This window comes from Hymenobacter sp. 15J16-1T3B (assembly GCF_020711235.1).
Taxonomy (GTDB): domain Bacteria; phylum Bacteroidota; class Bacteroidia; order Cytophagales; family Hymenobacteraceae; genus Solirubrum.
Map to the genome: position 1 here is coordinate 88,352 of NZ_JAJFAV010000013.1, position 15,625 is coordinate 103,976.

General features: G+C 66.4%; 21 protein-coding genes. 19 read left to right on the forward strand and 2 right to left on the reverse strand.

Annotated features, from left to right (window positions below):
* Window positions 1-2 precede the first annotated feature (2 nt).
* Window positions 3-1,514 (reverse strand): phage terminase large subunit, encoded by a 1,512-nt coding sequence (locus LJ737_RS19845; RefSeq protein ID WP_227768495.1) that lies wholly within the window; start codon window positions 1,512-1,514, stop codon window positions 3-5.
* Window positions 1,504-1,998: a hypothetical protein gene (locus LJ737_RS19850; RefSeq protein ID WP_227768496.1), complete on the reverse strand. Its 495-nt coding sequence runs from the start codon at window positions 1,996-1,998 to the stop codon at window positions 1,504-1,506. Before LJ737_RS19850 ends, LJ737_RS19845 begins: the two co-directional genes overlap by 11 nt.
* A gap of 147 nt (window positions 1,999-2,145) precedes the next feature.
* Between LJ737_RS19850 and LJ737_RS19855 the strand changes: the two genes are divergently transcribed.
* From LJ737_RS19855 to LJ737_RS19945, 19 genes are all read left to right on the forward strand, one after another.
* Window positions 2,146-3,252, forward strand: coding sequence for an ATP-dependent Clp protease proteolytic subunit (locus tag LJ737_RS19855; RefSeq protein ID WP_227768497.1), 1,107 nt, complete (start codon window positions 2,146-2,148; stop codon window positions 3,250-3,252).
* A 64-nt stretch (window positions 3,253-3,316) separates the two neighbouring features.
* Window positions 3,317-4,390, forward strand: a complete 1,074-nt coding sequence (locus LJ737_RS19860) for a hypothetical protein (protein WP_227768498.1) — start codon at window positions 3,317-3,319, stop codon at window positions 4,388-4,390.
* Between the two features lie 12 nt (window positions 4,391-4,402).
* A complete protein-coding gene (locus LJ737_RS19865) occupies window positions 4,403-4,810 on the forward strand; it encodes a DUF5675 family protein (RefSeq protein WP_227768499.1) in 408 nt (135 codons plus the stop codon).
* Window positions 4,810-5,100, forward strand: coding sequence for a hypothetical protein (locus LJ737_RS19870; RefSeq protein WP_227768500.1), 291 nt, complete (start codon window positions 4,810-4,812; stop codon window positions 5,098-5,100). The genes LJ737_RS19865 and LJ737_RS19870 overlap by 1 nt, the downstream gene beginning before the upstream one ends.
* Window positions 5,097-5,714: a hypothetical protein gene (locus tag LJ737_RS19875; RefSeq protein ID WP_227768501.1), complete on the forward strand. Its 618-nt coding sequence runs from the start codon at window positions 5,097-5,099 to the stop codon at window positions 5,712-5,714. Before LJ737_RS19870 ends, LJ737_RS19875 begins: the two co-directional genes overlap by 4 nt.
* On the forward strand, window positions 5,711-5,962 hold the full coding sequence (locus LJ737_RS19880; RefSeq protein WP_227768502.1) for a hypothetical protein: 252 nt from the start codon (window positions 5,711-5,713) through the stop codon (window positions 5,960-5,962). Before LJ737_RS19875 ends, LJ737_RS19880 begins: the two co-directional genes overlap by 4 nt.
* Window positions 5,913-6,143, forward strand: a complete 231-nt coding sequence (locus tag LJ737_RS19885; RefSeq protein WP_227768503.1) for a hypothetical protein — start codon at window positions 5,913-5,915, stop codon at window positions 6,141-6,143. Before LJ737_RS19880 ends, LJ737_RS19885 begins: the two co-directional genes overlap by 50 nt.
* Window positions 6,112-6,294 carry a hypothetical protein gene (locus LJ737_RS19890; RefSeq protein ID WP_227768504.1) on the forward strand — a complete coding sequence of 61 codons (183 nt, stop codon included), beginning with the start codon at window positions 6,112-6,114 and terminating at the stop codon, window positions 6,292-6,294. The genes LJ737_RS19885 and LJ737_RS19890 overlap by 32 nt, the downstream gene beginning before the upstream one ends.
* Window positions 6,295-7,506 carry a DUF2586 family protein gene (locus LJ737_RS19895; RefSeq protein ID WP_227768505.1) on the forward strand — a complete coding sequence of 404 codons (1,212 nt, stop codon included), beginning with the start codon at window positions 6,295-6,297 and terminating at the stop codon, window positions 7,504-7,506.
* A 6-nt stretch (window positions 7,507-7,512) separates the two neighbouring features.
* The gene (locus LJ737_RS19900) at window positions 7,513-7,950 is read left to right on the forward strand and encodes a hypothetical protein (RefSeq protein WP_227768506.1); all 438 of its coding nucleotides are present in this window, start codon (window positions 7,513-7,515) and stop codon (window positions 7,948-7,950) included.
* A 93-nt stretch (window positions 7,951-8,043) separates the two neighbouring features.
* Window positions 8,044-8,343, forward strand: a complete 300-nt coding sequence (locus LJ737_RS19905; RefSeq protein WP_227768507.1) for a hypothetical protein — start codon at window positions 8,044-8,046, stop codon at window positions 8,341-8,343.
* Window positions 8,344-8,555: 212 nt separating this feature from the next.
* Entirely contained in the window at window positions 8,556-10,310 is a 1,755-nt protein-coding gene (locus LJ737_RS19910; RefSeq protein ID WP_227768508.1) for a tape measure protein, read from the forward strand.
* A gap of 2 nt (window positions 10,311-10,312) precedes the next feature.
* A complete protein-coding gene (locus LJ737_RS19915) occupies window positions 10,313-10,894 on the forward strand; it encodes a DUF6046 domain-containing protein (RefSeq protein ID WP_227768509.1) in 582 nt (193 codons plus the stop codon).
* A gap of 1 nt (window position 10,895) precedes the next feature.
* A complete protein-coding gene (locus LJ737_RS19920; protein WP_227768510.1) occupies window positions 10,896-11,867 on the forward strand; it encodes a hypothetical protein in 972 nt (323 codons plus the stop codon).
* On the forward strand, window positions 11,864-12,283 hold the full coding sequence (locus LJ737_RS19925) for a hypothetical protein (protein WP_227768511.1): 420 nt from the start codon (window positions 11,864-11,866) through the stop codon (window positions 12,281-12,283). Before LJ737_RS19920 ends, LJ737_RS19925 begins: the two co-directional genes overlap by 4 nt.
* A 3-nt stretch (window positions 12,284-12,286) precedes the next feature.
* Window positions 12,287-12,481: a hypothetical protein gene (locus tag LJ737_RS19930; RefSeq protein ID WP_227768512.1), complete on the forward strand. Its 195-nt coding sequence runs from the start codon at window positions 12,287-12,289 to the stop codon at window positions 12,479-12,481.
* Window positions 12,478-12,783: a hypothetical protein gene (locus tag LJ737_RS19935; protein WP_227768513.1), complete on the forward strand. Its 306-nt coding sequence runs from the start codon at window positions 12,478-12,480 to the stop codon at window positions 12,781-12,783. The genes LJ737_RS19930 and LJ737_RS19935 overlap by 4 nt, the downstream gene beginning before the upstream one ends.
* A complete protein-coding gene (locus tag LJ737_RS19940; RefSeq protein ID WP_227768514.1) occupies window positions 12,780-13,070 on the forward strand; it encodes a LysM peptidoglycan-binding domain-containing protein in 291 nt (96 codons plus the stop codon). The genes LJ737_RS19935 and LJ737_RS19940 overlap by 4 nt, the downstream gene beginning before the upstream one ends.
* On the forward strand, window positions 13,067-15,622 hold the full coding sequence (locus tag LJ737_RS19945; RefSeq protein WP_227768515.1) for an SGNH/GDSL hydrolase family protein: 2,556 nt from the start codon (window positions 13,067-13,069) through the stop codon (window positions 15,620-15,622). The genes LJ737_RS19940 and LJ737_RS19945 overlap by 4 nt, the downstream gene beginning before the upstream one ends.
* Window positions 15,623-15,625: the final 3 nt, after the last annotated feature.

The following is a 15,625-nucleotide window of genomic DNA, read 5'->3' on the forward strand; positions in this document are numbered from 1 at the left end:
GGTTAGAAAGCGCGTTGGTGCACGTCGGACCGGTCCCCGACGGCGGGTTTGTTGGAGCCCTGGCGCTGGTAGGCCGACCATTCGGCCTTGAAGCAGCGGCAGAGGAAGTAGTCGTTGGCGTCGCTGGGGTGGCCGTAGGGCTCGTAGCTGATTTTGAGGGTCGGGTGCATGACCTTCTTTTTCTCCTTCGTCCCGTCGCTGGCCTTCTTCACCTTCTGGTAGTCCGTGCTGGTCACGTTGCACTTGCGGTCGAAGCGCAGCACGATGCCGCCGGCGCTGGGCTTGTCGGCCGGCGCCTGGCCGTCCTGCTCCAGCAGCTCGTCAATCCAGAGGCCGCGCATCGACACCGACGGCGCGGAGGCCTCCACCCGCAGCGTGACCTTGGGCAGCTTCTTCAGCTCCTTGACCACGATGGTGTAGTCGTTGCTGCCCTGCTCGGTGCGCGTGTCGCCGTGCTTGCCTGCCGGGTCGCCGTACACAAACACCTCGGCCCGGTGGCTGCCGTACTTGCGCATGAAGGCCTGGCAGGCCAGCGAGGTCTTGCCGTGCTGGCAGAACTCGTCTATCTGGGTGGCCACTTTGCCCTGCACCTGCCACACGTTGAGCGTGACGTAGGGCGTGAGGTTGAAGTCGAACGTGATGTGCAGCGCGAGGCCCGGGTCGTAGGTGTAGTCGCCCACGTGCCGCTCCGTGTCGTAGCTTGGGTAGAATTCCCCGCCCGTTTTCTCCACGGCGTTCCAGTCGCCTTCCAGCAGGCGCTGCCGGTCGTAGGGCTTCAGCTGCTCCAGGCTCTTTTTGTAGATGCGCACGAACTCCCGGTCGGGGTTGTCCGTCACCAGCGCCTGAATAACGCGCTGGTAGGGCTTGAGCTGGACGGGGTTGTTTTCCTTGTCGTAGACGTATTTCAGGCGCACCCAGGTGTAGCCCGGGTTGCAGGTGATGAGCATTTTCGGGATGAGCCCGAACTCGGCCAGCTTCCAGCGGATGCGGGATTTTAGGATGTCGGCGCCCTTCTCGGGCACGCCGTCGTTGGCCTCCTCGATCCACACGTCGGTAATTTCCAACGAGCCCAGGCGCTGGTAGTCTTCGTCGGCCGGGCTGAAGGCCAGCTCCTTGAAAATCTCCCGGCTGCCGTTGTTGAACACCAGCGCCTCCGGCGCGCCCGAGCGGGAAATGTAGCGGTAGTCCTGGCCCATCACGAGCCCCCACTCGGCCAGCACTTTGAAGTAGGTCACGAGGGTGGACTCCTTGATGTCGATCAGGCGCGTACGGGCCGTCACGCCGCGGCTGTCGTCGTAGCGCAGGCGGCGGTACACCTTCCACGAGGCGCCCAGGTAGCTCTTGCCGCCGCCGGCCGCCCCGCCGTACATCACTTCCTCCGTGGTGCCGTCCTCCAAGGCCTGCCAGGCCAGGTGCTGCTTCCAGCTGGGCCGGAAGTTGATGCCGGCCGACTCGAAGTGGGCCGCGTCCTCCCGGGCCTTCCGCTTCGCGGCCGCCTTTGCTTTATTGGCCATCGTCGTCGGGATTGGGGTTCGTCGGCACCACGTAATTCATGGTGAAGCCGCCCGGCACCTTGTGGTTGAGGTCCGTTTCCGATTTCTCCTTGAAGCCTTCCACCAGTTGCACAAAGAGCTTGGCGGCCGCCGTGTCGGGCGGGTAGTGCTCGGTGTAGTCCACTTCCTCGACCCGCGAGCCCATGCCCGCGCCCAGGGATACCGTCATGATTTTGACGGCGGGGTGCGAGTAACCCACGGCCCGCTCGTAGAGCTTCAGGATGACGTTGGGCGTCAGGGCCTGGAACACGTTGGCCTTGCCGTCGCCGAGCTTCACCCGCTTCAGGTGGGCCTTCACGGTTTTGTCCGACAAGCCAGTAGCCTCCACCAGCTCCTGCACGGTGGGCTTGCGCATTTCCTGGCGGATGATGCGGGCAATGGCTTTCTGAATTTTCGCCCGGTTGCGCTGGCTGTCCTGGCGTTCTTCGTTCGGGTTCGTGGGCATAACAGCCACAAAACTGGCCTGAAAGGCCCTTGCGGCGCTATTTGTGTTTTGCACTCGTGGAAATATTTCCACGAATCATGGAAGTATTTCCACGACAACGGGCGCCGATTTGCCGCCCGTTGCGCCCAGGGGGAGTTTTGAGGCGCAATGGAGCGCACCATCCTCATTTTTGACGCCATCGACCCGCAAGTGGCCACCCTGCTGGACGCTCAACTGAGCCAGTGGGAGCAGTCGGGCGCCCGGACCTGCACCGTGCGCATCAACTCGCCCGGCGGGTCGTGGATGGCCGGCCAGCTGATGCGGGCCCGCATGCTGCAAAGCAAGCTCGTCATTACCACGGTCAACGAAGGGCTGGTGGGCTCGGCGGCTACGCTGGTGTTTGCCGGCGGCACGAAGCGCCAGAGCCAGGCGCACGCCAAGTTCATGATGCACCAGGTCTCGGCCGAGGTCGGCGGCAACGTCAAAGCGCTGGAGCAGGCCCTGAACGCCCAAAAGGCCCTGAACCGCTCCACGGCGGAAATGTACGCCGCGGCGTCGACCAAAAAGACCGAGGAGTGGGAGCAGATGATGGAGGCCGAAACGTGGCTCAGCGCGGACGAAGCGCGGGCCATGGGCTTTGTCACCGAGGTGCTGCCCGCTCAATCCGGTGTTGCCGCGCCCGAGGCCACGATGGCCGCGGCCGACATGCACCGCTACTACATGTCACTCATCCCCCAAACAGCCGAGATGAAGCTCGAAGATGTGAAGAATGCGCTGGCCAAGGCCGGCGTGAAGCTGGCCGACAACGCGACCGAGGCGGATGTGCTGGCCGCGCTGGAGAAAGTCCAGAACCAAGCCCCCGCCGCTCCTGCCGCCAAGCCCGCCACGCCGCCCGCCGAGGACGAAGACGAGCTGACGCGCCTGCGCCGGGAAAACCAGCAGCTGAAGGCGCAGCAGACCAACGACCTCGACGCCCGCGCCACCGAACTGGTGACCAACGCCGTCAACCTGGGCAAAATCACCGCCTCGCAGAAAGACGGCTTCCTGGCGCTGGCCAAAACCGACTACACCAACACGGCCAGCATCCTGGCCGGCATGCAGGCCCGCACGTCGGTAGCCGGCGCGGCCAACGGCGCCGCGGCCAACGGCGCGGCCAACGCCCGCAACGACTGGGGCTTCAAGGAGTGGAGTCAGAAGGACTCGGCGGGCCTGCTGAAAATGAAGCAGACCGAACCCGAGAAGTACAACGCCTTGCTCACGGCCTACACCGGCTAATCCCAGCCCGCTCGATCATCGGCCCCTACGGCCTGTCCCCCTCTGTCTCTATCCGTTTTTTCAGATGAAAAACCTGCTTCTCCTCGGTCAACTGCTCTGCACGTTGCTCCTGACCGCCCTGCTGGGCTCGGTGGTGGCCTCGGCCATCGGCGTGGCACCCGAAACCGGCGCCGCCGCCGTGGTGGTGCTGCAAGTCCTGCGCCTCGTGCTCGTGGCCCCGCAGGCCGGGGTGGCCTTCGAGGACCCGCTCACCACCATCTTCACCCGCGAGCTGCAACCGCTGCTGTTTCCGGACAACTCGTTCTACAAGCAAACCCACGCGCTGGCAACGGGCGTCGGGGTCGACGCGGCGTTCTACGAAATTCCGCAGGAGAGCCAAGCGCCCTCGGCCGTCATCGACCCGACCACGTGGCCGCTGCAGGTGGAGGAGCTGGAAGGCGACAACAACATCGTGGGCCTGAACCTGCTGGCCACGAAACCCACGCGCCTGGGCGACCGGGAGCTGCTGGAAGTCGCCTACGACAAACGCAGCTCCACGCTGCGCCTGCACTCCGACGTACTCGACAACCTGGTGGCGCAGGTCGCCCTTAACCGCATGTCGGCGGTCGACTCGGCCGCCATCATCCCGACCACCGGCGCGGATGCCGCCGCCTCGCTGGCCGGCCGCACCGGCACCCGCAAGAAAATCACCAAGGCCGACTTTGTGAAAGCCAACGAGGTGCTGGACCGCATGGAAATGCAGGGCCCGCGCTTCGGCCTGATCGGCGCCACGCAGTACGCTGAGCTGCTGATGATCGAGGATTTCATCGATTACAACAAGACCGGCAACGCCGGCATGTTGGCCACCGGCGCCATCGGCGAAATCCTGGGCACGAAGTTCTACAAGCGCAGCACGGCGGGCATCTACACGGCCGCTAATGCGCCCAAGGCCGTGCAGGCTGCCGCGGCTGCCGATGACAAGGAGGGCCTGCTCATCTGGACCCCGATGGCCATCGGCCGCGTGGAAGGGGCGGTAAAGCCCTACATCAACGCCGGCCAGGCGCAGTACCTGGGCGACATCATGAACGCCGCCGTGCGCTTTGGCATGAAGCTGATGCGCAACGACAAGAAGGGCGTGGTGGCCATCGTGCAAGGCTAAGCAGTACCGGCCATGCACCTGACCCTTGCCCGCACCATCAAGACGAGCCAGTCGACCGTTGGTCGGCTGGCCGTCGACGGCGCTTTCGAATGCCACGTCCTCGAAGACGTGGTGCGCCCGACCGGGGTGAAGGTGTATGGCAAAACCGCCATTCCGGCCGGCACCTACCCGGTCGTCATTACCTACTCCAACCGGTTCCGCCGGCTGATGCCCTTGCTGGTCGGCGTGCCCGGATTTGCGGGCGTGCGCATCCACTCGGGCAACACGGCGGCCGACACCGAGGGCTGCCTGCTGGTGGGCACCTACGCCCCCAACCAACCCGACTGGGTGAGCAAGAGCCGCGACGCCTACGCGGTGCTCTACGCCAAGATCAAAGATGCGCTGGACCGGGGCGAGACGGTCACTATTTCTATCGCGTGATGGCTACCAACAATTCCGGTGAATGGGTGAAGTGGGCCGTGGGGGTGGCGCTGGTGCTGAGCAGCAGCGCCATTGGCTTCGCCCTGAACACCGAACACCGCCAGACCGCGACGGAAACGACGCTCGACAACCACGTGAAGGAGTCGGAGCGCACCAAGTCGGACGTTTACCAGCGCCTGAATTCGCAGGACCAAACCCAAAAGGAAGTGCTCCAGGCCGTCAACGATGTGAAGGTCGACATGGCCGCCATCCGCGGCGCCCTGGGCATTCCGAAAGCTTCCGCCAAATGAGACGCCTTGCCCTTGTAACCGCCCTGTTGCTGGCCTCGGTGAGCAGCTGCAAACTGCTGGACCGGCCCAGCCCGCAAGAGAAATTGGCGGCGCTGGTGGAGCAGCATCCAGAGCTTACCGCGCCGGAAACCCTGCGCCTGCAGGTGCCCGTCGTGGTGCCGCAGGTGGAAGTGCGGACGGTGTACCGCCCCAGCCCGGCCGACTCGGCCCGCCACGCCTTCGACCTGGTGCGCCTCGATTCGCTGCTGCACCGGGCGGAAGTCTCGCTCGACAGCGCCCAGCGGGCCGCCGCCACCAGCCGCATCCGGCAGTGGATTCGCGCCCAGCCGGTGCCGCTGGACACGCTGTGCTTCGACACGCTCGGCGTGCAGGGTAATGTCTGGTACGCCCGCGGCGCCTACCAACTCTGGCTGGTGCGCAAGGAGTTACACACCACGGCCCCGGCCACGGTAGTACAGCAGCAGCTGCGGCCCTGCCCGGCGGCCCCGGTTTTCGCGTGGTACGACCCGCAGGGCTGGCCCTGGTACTGGGTGTTTCTGGCCGGCATCGTGGTGGGGGTGGGCCTGAGCTACGGCCTGTTTTACGCCCTGCTGCACTTCCTCAGCCGCCGATGAACCCGCTGCGCCGCTTCGTCTCCGCCACGCCGGGCTTCTGGCGCAAGGTCCAGGTGTTGAGCCTGGGCCTGCTGGCCGCCGTCAAGGCGCTGCAGGCCGCGCCCGAGAGCATCCCGGCGGGCCTCGTGCCTTACCTGGGCTACGCCTTCGCGGTGCTGACCACCATTACTGTAACCGCTCAATTCACCTGCACCGACCATGGCAGATCAGACCAACCAGCAGCCCCAGACCCCGGCCAAGAAGGCTAAGGCCCCCAAGTACGACAACGTGTTCAAAGCCAATCCCAAGGCGGATAAACTGCACGTCACCAGCGACGGGCAGGTTTTCGTGGAGGAACAGTGGGCCAAGTCGCACGCCAAAGGTCTTGAAGACAAGGCCATCAAAGTGGTGACCCGCAATGGCGAAGCCGAAACCGAAGAAGCCGAGTAAGGCCGATCTGGCCCACGCCCGCACCGTCATGCGGGCGCTGGGCGTGGGCCAGCTCCACGGCACCGGCGACGGGGCCTACTTCACCACCCGCGAGGCCGCGGCCGACTACGCCGGCCCGACGGATACGCTCATCCTCTACACGCTCGCCTAAATGGGAGTTACCATCATCAAGGGCCGCGGCGGCTTGGGCCGCCAGAAGCCCACCGACGACGGCATCAGCGGCCTGGTTACCCAGGGCGTGACCGTGGCGGACGGCCTGCAGCTGAACACCAGCTACGAAATCCGCTCCCTGCGCCAGCTCGAAATGCTGGGCGTGGATGCGCAGTACGACGCCGAAAACAGCGCCGACCTGCACTACCACGTGCGCGAGTTCTTCCGCCGCAACCCGGCGGGCGTGCTCTGGCTGCGCGTGGTGGCCCGCACCGTCACCCTGGCCCAGATGGCCGACAACACGCTGCTGCACGCCAAGCAGCTGCTGGTCGACGCCGGCGGCGCCGTCAAGCAGTTGGCCCTCTGCCTCGACTCGGCCGCCGACTACGTGGGTACCACCACCAACGGACTTGACACCGACGTGGTGGCGGCCATCCCGAAAGCCGCCGCCCTGGTCGTCGACGAATTCCGTCTGCACCGGCCGGTCTTCGTGCTGCTGGGCGGCCACGGCCTGGCCACCAACTACGGCGGCCTGCTAGACCTGCGCAACCTGGCTGCCGGCGAGGCGGAAGGCGTGTCGGTGGTCATCGGCGCCGACCACACCCCGGGCGTGGGCCGTCCGCTGGTGCCCGCTGTGGGCACGCTGCTGGGCGACATTTCGGCCGCCGCCGTGCACGAGGACATCGGCTGGCTCGACAAGTTCAACCTGGCCAGCGACGGCTATTTCCTCAACGCGGGCCTGTGCAACGGCAAGACGCTGGCGGAGCTGGCGGAGGGCGACTTCACCGGGCTGGACAGCAAAGGCTTTATCTACCCGACCAAGGAAACCGGCTTCGACGGCTTCTACTGGAACGACTCGCACACCTGCGCCGGACTCGACAGCGACTACGCCTACATCGAAAACGTGCGCACCCACAACAAGGCCGCGCGCGTCATCCGCCGCGCGCTGCTGCCCGCGCTGAAGGGCCCGCTGCTGCTCACCGGTGCCGGCCAGCTCCGGCCCCAGGTGGCCAGCGAGCTGGAGGCCAAGGGCACCACGGCGCTGCAATCCAACCTGGGCCGGGCGGACGAAATCAGCGCCTGCGACGTGTTTGTGGACCCCGATCAAGACGTGCTCAGCACCTCGTTGGTCGAAGTCAAATTCTCCATCGTGCCCGTGGGTGTGGCCCGCGAAATCCGCGGCACCGTGGGCTTCGTCAAATCCCTCTCGTAACCCGCCATGACCCCACTCATCAACGGCGTGGCCCACAGCTGGGCCGACATCAACGTGCAGTGCCTGGGCAAGACCATTCCCGGCATCACGGCCATTTCCTACGAGGACGAGCAGACCAAGGAGGACAACTACGGGCAGGGCAGCAACCCGGTGAGCCGCGGCTATGGCCAAAACAAGGCCAAAGCCAGCATCACGGTGGAGGCCAAGGAGGTGGAGCGGCTGCAAGAGGCCGTGCCCACTGGCCGGCTGCAGGACATTCCGCCCTTTCCCGTCGTGGTGGCCTTCGTCAACCCGGCCAACAAAACGGTGATTCACAAGCTGATGAACTGCGAATTCACCAAGAACAGCCGCGACGTGAAGGCAGGCGACACCAAGATCGAGGTGGAGTTGCCGCTCATCGTCTCGCACATCGAATGGAAACCGGGCGCCACGCCCTTACTCTAATCCGCTATGCCTACTCCGCAGCACGCGCCCGAAGATTGGTTTGAGGCCGCGAAAGACCCATCGGAGTGGAACGGCCAGCCTCTCAACCCTCTCATGGCAGACACCCCCGCCACCAAGCCCGACAACGCCCACTACGAACTGACCGTCACCACCGAGGGCGGCGAAACCGTCACCGGCTACCTGAGCAAGCCCCAGCGGGCCCACGTGGCCCGTTCGATGTCGCTCATCGGCCAGAGTCAGATTTACGAAGCCGGCGAGTTCCTGCTCGAAAACCTGCTCATCGCCGACGGCTCCGACCCGCGCATCCTCGCTGACGAGGACGTGAAAATGGCCGCCGCCATGCAGGCGGTGCAGGCCGTGAAAGTGCTCGACGGCAGCCTAAAAAAAGTCTAGCCCCGCTCGGCGTCGACGAGCGGAAAAACCACGACGGCATCCGCAAGGCCGACGCGCTCATCAGCCACTACCTGCACATTCCGCATCCGGAGCTGCTGCCGGACGAGGTGTGGCAGGAGAAGGCGGGGCAAGCCCAATGGCTGCACCGGATGCTGAACCCCGAATCCTAACGAGGCGGGCCGCCCTTGGGCCGCCCGCCTCTTTTGTTTCCCATGAATAGCCTGCTCACCTACACGCTCCAGCTGAAAGACCTCATCACCGCCCCGCTGCGCCGGGCCGGCGTGGTGGGGGATTCGTCGCTCGGCAAGGTGACGCAGGCCGCCCAGCGGGCCCAGCGCGCCGCCGGCAGCGTAGGAACGGGCTTCACCGCGGCCATGGCCAAGGTGTCCAGCGCCACCACGAAGGCCACCACCAACCTGACGGCACTCGAAATCAAGCTCAACACGCTCCGGCAACAGCGGGCCGTCTCGCTCGACATCAAGGACATTGCCCGCGCCAACCGCGCCATCCAGGAGGTCGAGCAGCGCATGGAGCACCTGGAAAACGTCGGCCGGCGCAAGTCGGGTGGCGGCTTCGGCATGGGCGGCCTGCTCGGGGGCCTGACCATCGGCGCCGGCGTGCTGGGGCTGCTGGGCGGCGTGCGCGACACGGCAGCGCTGCAGGGCCAGCGCAACGCCATCACCTTCGCCAGCGGCACGGAAAAGCAGGGCGCGGCCACGTTGCAATACCTCAACCGCACCAGCGACCGGCTGGGCCTGAACCTGCAGGCGGCGACCGAAGGCTACAAAACCTTGTCGGGCGCCATGATGGGCACCACGCTGCAAGGGCAAGCCACCCGCAAGATTTTCGAAGGCGTCTCGGCGGCCGGCACGGTGATGGGGCTCGGCGCGGAAGATCAGAAGGGCACCCTGCTCGCCCTGGGCCAAATGATGTCCAAGGGCAAGGTGAGCGCCGAAGAACTCAACGGGCAGCTGGGCGAGCGGCTGCCCGGGGCCTTGGGCATTGCCAGCCGCGCCATGGGCGTGACCACGGCGCAGCTCATGGACATGATGAAGGACGGCAAGGTGCTGAGCCAAGACTTCCTGCCCAAGTTCGCGGCCGAGCTCCAGCGCACCTTCGGGCCGGGGCTGGCCAAGGCGACCAATTCGCTGCAGGCCAACCTGAACCGCTTCGACAACGAGTGGCTGGATACCAAAACCATTCTGGTGGAGGCCTTGCTCCCGGCCGTGTTGAAGACCATGCAGTGGCTGCGTGGGCTGATGGTCGTGGTGCGCGACGGGACCACGTTCGTGCGGGACTACGCCGCGGTGTTCGTGCCGCTCGTCTCGGGCATTGCGGCTTACATCGCCTACGTGAAGGTGGCCGCCGTCGTGACCAAGGTCTGGGAGGGCGTGATGTGGCTGCTCGACGCGGCCATGGCCGCCAACCCCATCGGCCTGGTGGTGGCCGCCATCGTGGCCCTGGTGGCCGGCATCATCTATTGCTGGAACACCTTCGAGGGCTTCCGCAGCTTCATCTACGCCTTTGCCTACGGGGCCATGGAGCTGTTTCGGGGCCTGGGCAACATCATTCAGGGCGCCTTTACCATCAACCCGGCGCAGATCATCCAAGGCGTCAACCAGCTGAAGAACATCAAAAGCCGCTGGCAGACGGGCTGGGAGGACGGGCGCCGCTCGATGACCAGCGGCAGCAGCCTGGCCGAGTTCATGGGCGGCGGCAAAGCCCCGGCCGGGGTCGGCGCGGGCGGCAGCGCCGCCGGCGTGGGCCTGGGCGACACCAAGGGGAAAGGCGGCGCGGCCGGCTCCGGCGGGGGCATTACCCACATCACCATCAACGTGGGCACGCTCGGCCAAATCACCCTGCACACCACCAACATCCAGGAAGGTGCGGACCAGATCAAGCAGCGCCTGCACACCGCCCTGCTCGAAGTGCTCAACGACGCCAACGCCATGACCACCGCCCACTAGCCATGCAGTACAACATCAACCTCAAAGCGTTGGCGGTGGAGGCGTTCGGCTACGCGCCGCTGATGCGCTACCAGGTGCCGCCCAAGCCCGAGCCCGCCGCCGACCCCTATTCCGCCTTCGGCACGCCCCTGGCCCCGAACAAGGACGGCACCGGCTTGCTGGGCCTGCCCATGTTCCAACGGGTGCTGCTGGGCCCGGTGGGCGGCGAGGTACTGTTACAGGAACCCATCGTGACCATCGACCGGCCGAAGCTCATCGTGACGACCGAAATCCAGGGGCGCGACGGCTCGGTGAAAGAGTACATCAGCGACGGGGATTTCCAACTCACCATCAAGGGCATCCTGGCCCCGCCCATCAGCAACGGCCAGTACGCCCGCCGCTACCCCGAGGCCGAGGTGCAGGCCCTCAAGCGCGTGCTGGACCTGCCCGAAGCGCTGCCCATTGCCTGCCGGCTCTGCGGCCTGCACGGCATCCACAACGTGGTCGTGAAGCACCGCAGCTGGCCCCCGCTGCCGGGCTTCACCAACCTGCAGGCCTACGAAATCCAACTCGTCTCCGACAACGCCCCCGAACTGCTGATCTGACATGCTGCGCCTCGTCTCGAAAATCACCATCGGCACGCTCGTGATTCCGTTCGTGCACGCGCTGGACATCGACAGCTCGTGGCAGACGCTCACCGACACGTGCACCATCAAGCTGCCGCGCAACATCCGCCTGCTCAACCGGGCCGGCCAGTTGCCCGACGCCATCAAGGTGGGCGACCGGGTGGTGGTGCAGTACGGCTACGCCCCGGCGCTGCGCACCGAGTTCACCGGCTACGTGGTGGGCGTGAAGGAAGGGCCGCCCTGCGAAATCCAATGCGAGGACGAGATGTGGCTGCTCAAGCGCAAGCCGCTGACCCATTCGTGGGGGCAGGTGTCGTTGCAGCAGCTGCTGGAGTACGTACGCACCCAGAGCGGCCACGCGTTTGAGATCCAAACGCTCGGCGCCACCGACCTGGGCAAGTTCGTGGCCAACAAAGCCACCGGGGCCCAGATTCTCGACTCGCTCCGGAAAGATTACGGCATCCGCTGCTTTTTCCGCGGCGGGGTGCTCATTGCCGGCGACCCGTACCAGGCGCTGACCGGGGCGCCCCGCCACCAACTGGCCTTCCGCCGCAACGTCATCAGCAGCGATTTGCAGTACGTGCGCGAGCAGGACGTGCGGGTGAAAATCCGCGCCATCAGCCACGTGCAGGGCCGCAAGAAAGGCCGCAAGCGGCTGGTGGCCGAGGCCGGCGACAAGCTGGACGGCGAGCTGCGCACCTACAACTACATGGGGCTGGACCAAGCCCAGCTGCAGGCCCGCGCCGACGCCGAGGCCAAGCGGCTGCGCTTCGACGGCTACCGCGGCACGGTGACCACGTTCGGCGAGCCGCTGGTGGAGCACGGCCACGTCGTGACCATCCTCGACCCCGACTACCCGGCCCGCAGCGGCGACTACGCCGTGGATAAGGTCACCAAGAGCTTCGGCGTGGGCGGCAGCCGGCGCGTCATCACCCTGGGCCCGAAAGCATGAGCAGCATCAAGGAAGCCATGGAGCGGCTGCAGGGCCCGGTGCCGGTGTCCATCGTGTCAGGCACGGTTACGGCCGTGCGCCCCGACGACGAGGCGTGCGACGTGCAGCTCGACGACGACGGCCCGGTGCTGCCCGACGTGGCGCTGCTGGGCGGGCTGTACCCGGCCGCGGGCTCCCCGGCGCTGGTGGGGCTGGTGGAAGGCCGGCTCACCGACGCCTTCCTGCTCACCGCCGACGAACTGAGCCACATTCAGCTGGCTACGGCGCAGGAGTCCTTTCTCACCTGGGCGCAGGACTTCATTGACGAACTGCTGCGCCTGACCGTCACCACGCCGCTGGGCCCGAGCGGCACGCCCATCAACGCGGCGCAGCTCACCGCCCTGAAAAACCGCCTGCCCAACCTATTCCGCGCCTGAGTCATGCCCCTGAATAAACCAGCCCTGAAAGCGGCCATCCTGCGCATCCTCTCCGACATGACCACCCGCACCAGCAACCAGGCGCAGGCCCGCGAGGACGCCGCGGAGCAGCTGGCAACGGCCATCGACACCTACGTGCGCACCGGCACGGTCACCACCACCGGCAGCGCCACCACCCAAACCGGCACCATCTCGTGACAGCCACCGACCTGCTACTCGACGCCAACGACGACCTGCTCGTGGAGCGCGGCGACTTCGTGGCCGGGCCCGCCGACGCCCAGCACATCGACCTGCTGCTGCGCACGGCGCAGGGCGACTGGCGGGCCGACCCGCTGGTGGGCGTGGGCATTGCCCGTTACCAGAAAGCGCCCTACGGCGCCACCCAGGCCGCCGCGCTGACCCGCGCAGTCGGCATTCAGCTGGAGCGCGACGGCTACCAGGTGCTGGCGCTGGACCTGACCGACCTCTCCGACGCCACCATCGACGCCGACCGCCCATGACGACCACCGTTTCCGCCGGGCAAAACCTGTTCGACGTGGCGCTGCAGGAGCTGGGCAGCCGCGAAGGGGCCTACGCCCTGGCCGCGGCCAACGGGCTGGCCGTCACCGACCCGCTGACGCCCGGGCAGGTGCTGGCCCTGCCGGCCGTGGTGGCCACCGACGTGGCCGGCTACTTCGCTGCTCGCGGCCAGCGCATCAACACCGGGGAGCAGCTGCTCCCCACGCCCCCGGCCCGCGTCATCCGGGACCACCACGAACTCGATTACGACACCCGCGACTTCGCATGAGCACCAGCAACGCCCAACTGATTATTACGGCCCGCGACACAAACCTGCGCGTGCGGGGCAACGGCATTGGCCCGATTACCGCCTCCGACCACCGCAGCTTCGCCAACGCGGTCATCGAAGCTGTGGAGAACCTGGACAACAAACCCAGCGGCGAAGACGCCGTGTTGTTTATGGACGCCACCGGCCAGCCGGCCGAGGAACTGGGCGCCGCCGACTCGGTAGTGGTCAACACGGTTACCGGCGACATCTGGCAGAAACAGCCGGACGGGGCGTGGCTGCACATGCTGACCATCCCGCTGGGGGCCGCCACGTTCACGCCGGTGACGGCCGCGGAGCTTAGCGCCAACGCCGTGAACGTGGCGGGCCTCGGCCTGCGCGCCGCCATTCTGGCGCTGGCCAATGCTGGCGGGGGCGGCACCACCACGCCCACGCCAGCGGTGACGCCCACCGCCCCCACCGTCACATTCAACAGCAGCACCCGCGTGCTCACCGCCAGCCATACCCAGTACGCCGCGGCACAGTTGGAGTACAAGCAGGGCGCCGGGGCCTATCAGGCTTACGCGCCGGTGAGCGTCGACGACAACGCCCACAACGCGGGTGAATGGCAGTTTCGGGTAAAGGCCGCCACCGGCCGCAACGCGGGCGCCCCCGCCGGCAGCCCGGCCATTACGGCCGCCACCGCGCCGCCCACGTCGGGCACGCTCACCGTGGCCGGCTCCGACTACATCGAAAACGTGTGGAACATCGCTCAGCCCGGCGGCTGGAGCAAGGTCGGCGCGCACGCCGTGCTGCCCTTCAGCACCAACGCCACCTCGCTAACCTGCGTGGTGAAAAACCTGCTGGGCAGCGGGCCGCTGGTCACCATCTCGGTGTTCACGGCCGCGGGCGTGTACTGCGGTTATTTCCAGCCCTCGGGGCCGGTGGATGAAACCCTCACCTTCGTGGGCACGCTGCCGGGCACCGGCACGCGCGACTTCTACCTGCGCCTGGGCGGCACCTCGTCGGTGGGCCTGGGGCCGACCGAGTTCAACGGCGTAACCGTTACCTCGCTTACGGCCGTGAACGGCACCATCGGCCTGCGCACCGTGGCGCGCAAGGCCAAGCGGGCGTTCAACCTGGGCGACTCGAAGAGCATCGGCGACAAGTCGACTAATGCCTCGCGCCTGGCCATGATGCCCCAGCTGCAGGGCGAGCTTGGCGACAACTGGGAAGTGGCCGCGGCCGGGGCCGGCGCCTGGTACCCGACCGGCATCCTGGGCAGCCCGGCCTTGGTGGACGACATGGCCCAGCGCACCAAAACGTACCTGGAGGGCGCCGCTGAGCAGCACGTCATGTACACGCTCGGCACCAACAACATCTGGTACACGCCGGCCTCGCCCGCCGCCGCCGCCGCGGCCGGCGCCGCCTACTGGGACGCCGTGCACGCGCTGCTGCCCGGCGCCGTCATCCACGTGCAGAAAATCCCGCCGCGCACCGACCACGCCGAAACGGAGGCCAATAGCCTGGGCTACGTGTTTGCCGACTACAACGCGGCCCTGCAGCAAGCCGTCTCGACGCGGCCGTACTGCGTTTTCGAGAACAACGACGGCGTTATCGACCCGGCTACCGACCTGGCGGACGGCTTGCACGAAAAGGACCAGGGCTATTTGAAAATGGCGTGGTGGTGGGCCAGCATCCTGACCGGGCAAGCCACACGCACCACCATCCGCGTGGGCGAAACCGTGCAGGACTACGACCCGCGCCTCGTGTATTCGGCGGGCTGGACCCCGTTCAGCAACGCCGGGGGCGGCGTGGTGTTCCGCGGCGGCACCATCAAGTACACGATGACGGCCGGCGCCACCTGCGACATTCCCACCGAGGGCGGCACCCAGATAGCGTTGAACGCTTACACCGACAACTCGGGCGGCATGCTGGAGCTGCTGCACAACGGCGCGGTGATTGGCACCTACTCGATGAAGTCGAACGAGGTCAACAACGCGGCCCGCATCGTGTCGCCGGTGGTGGCCTACGCCGCCGTGAACACCTTCCAGGTGCGCAAACAGGGCAGCGCCGACATGATTTGGATTGACGAAGTGGAGGTAACGGACGGCACGCAGGTGCCTACGCCGCAGTACACGTTCGTCTTCCAGGAGGGTGACGAAATCCGTGCTTATAACGCCACCGAGGTAAGTTTCTTGCCGGCCGGGGCCTGGGCCAATAACAGCAACTTGCCCACGGTGTACGGCTCGCAGAAGCTGGCCAGCGCGGGCGCCGACCGCGCCTACACGTTCACCATGAACGCCAGCCAGCTGCGCTTCAAGCATACGCTCTACGAGCTGGGCGTCACCTTCGAAGTGCTGTTCGACAACGTGGTGGTGGCCGAGTTCAGCCAGTACGGCCCATCTACAACGGGCGAAACCGGCCACGGCTACGTGACGCCGGAGGGGCTGGCCAAGCAACAGCGGGCCGTCACGGTGCGCATCAAAGCCGGCCAGACCTTCGCCAACCGCTACGGGTGGGCCGATGTGATTGAGGTATTGGTGGGTAACAACACCCCGGCGGGGGCATTCTAACGC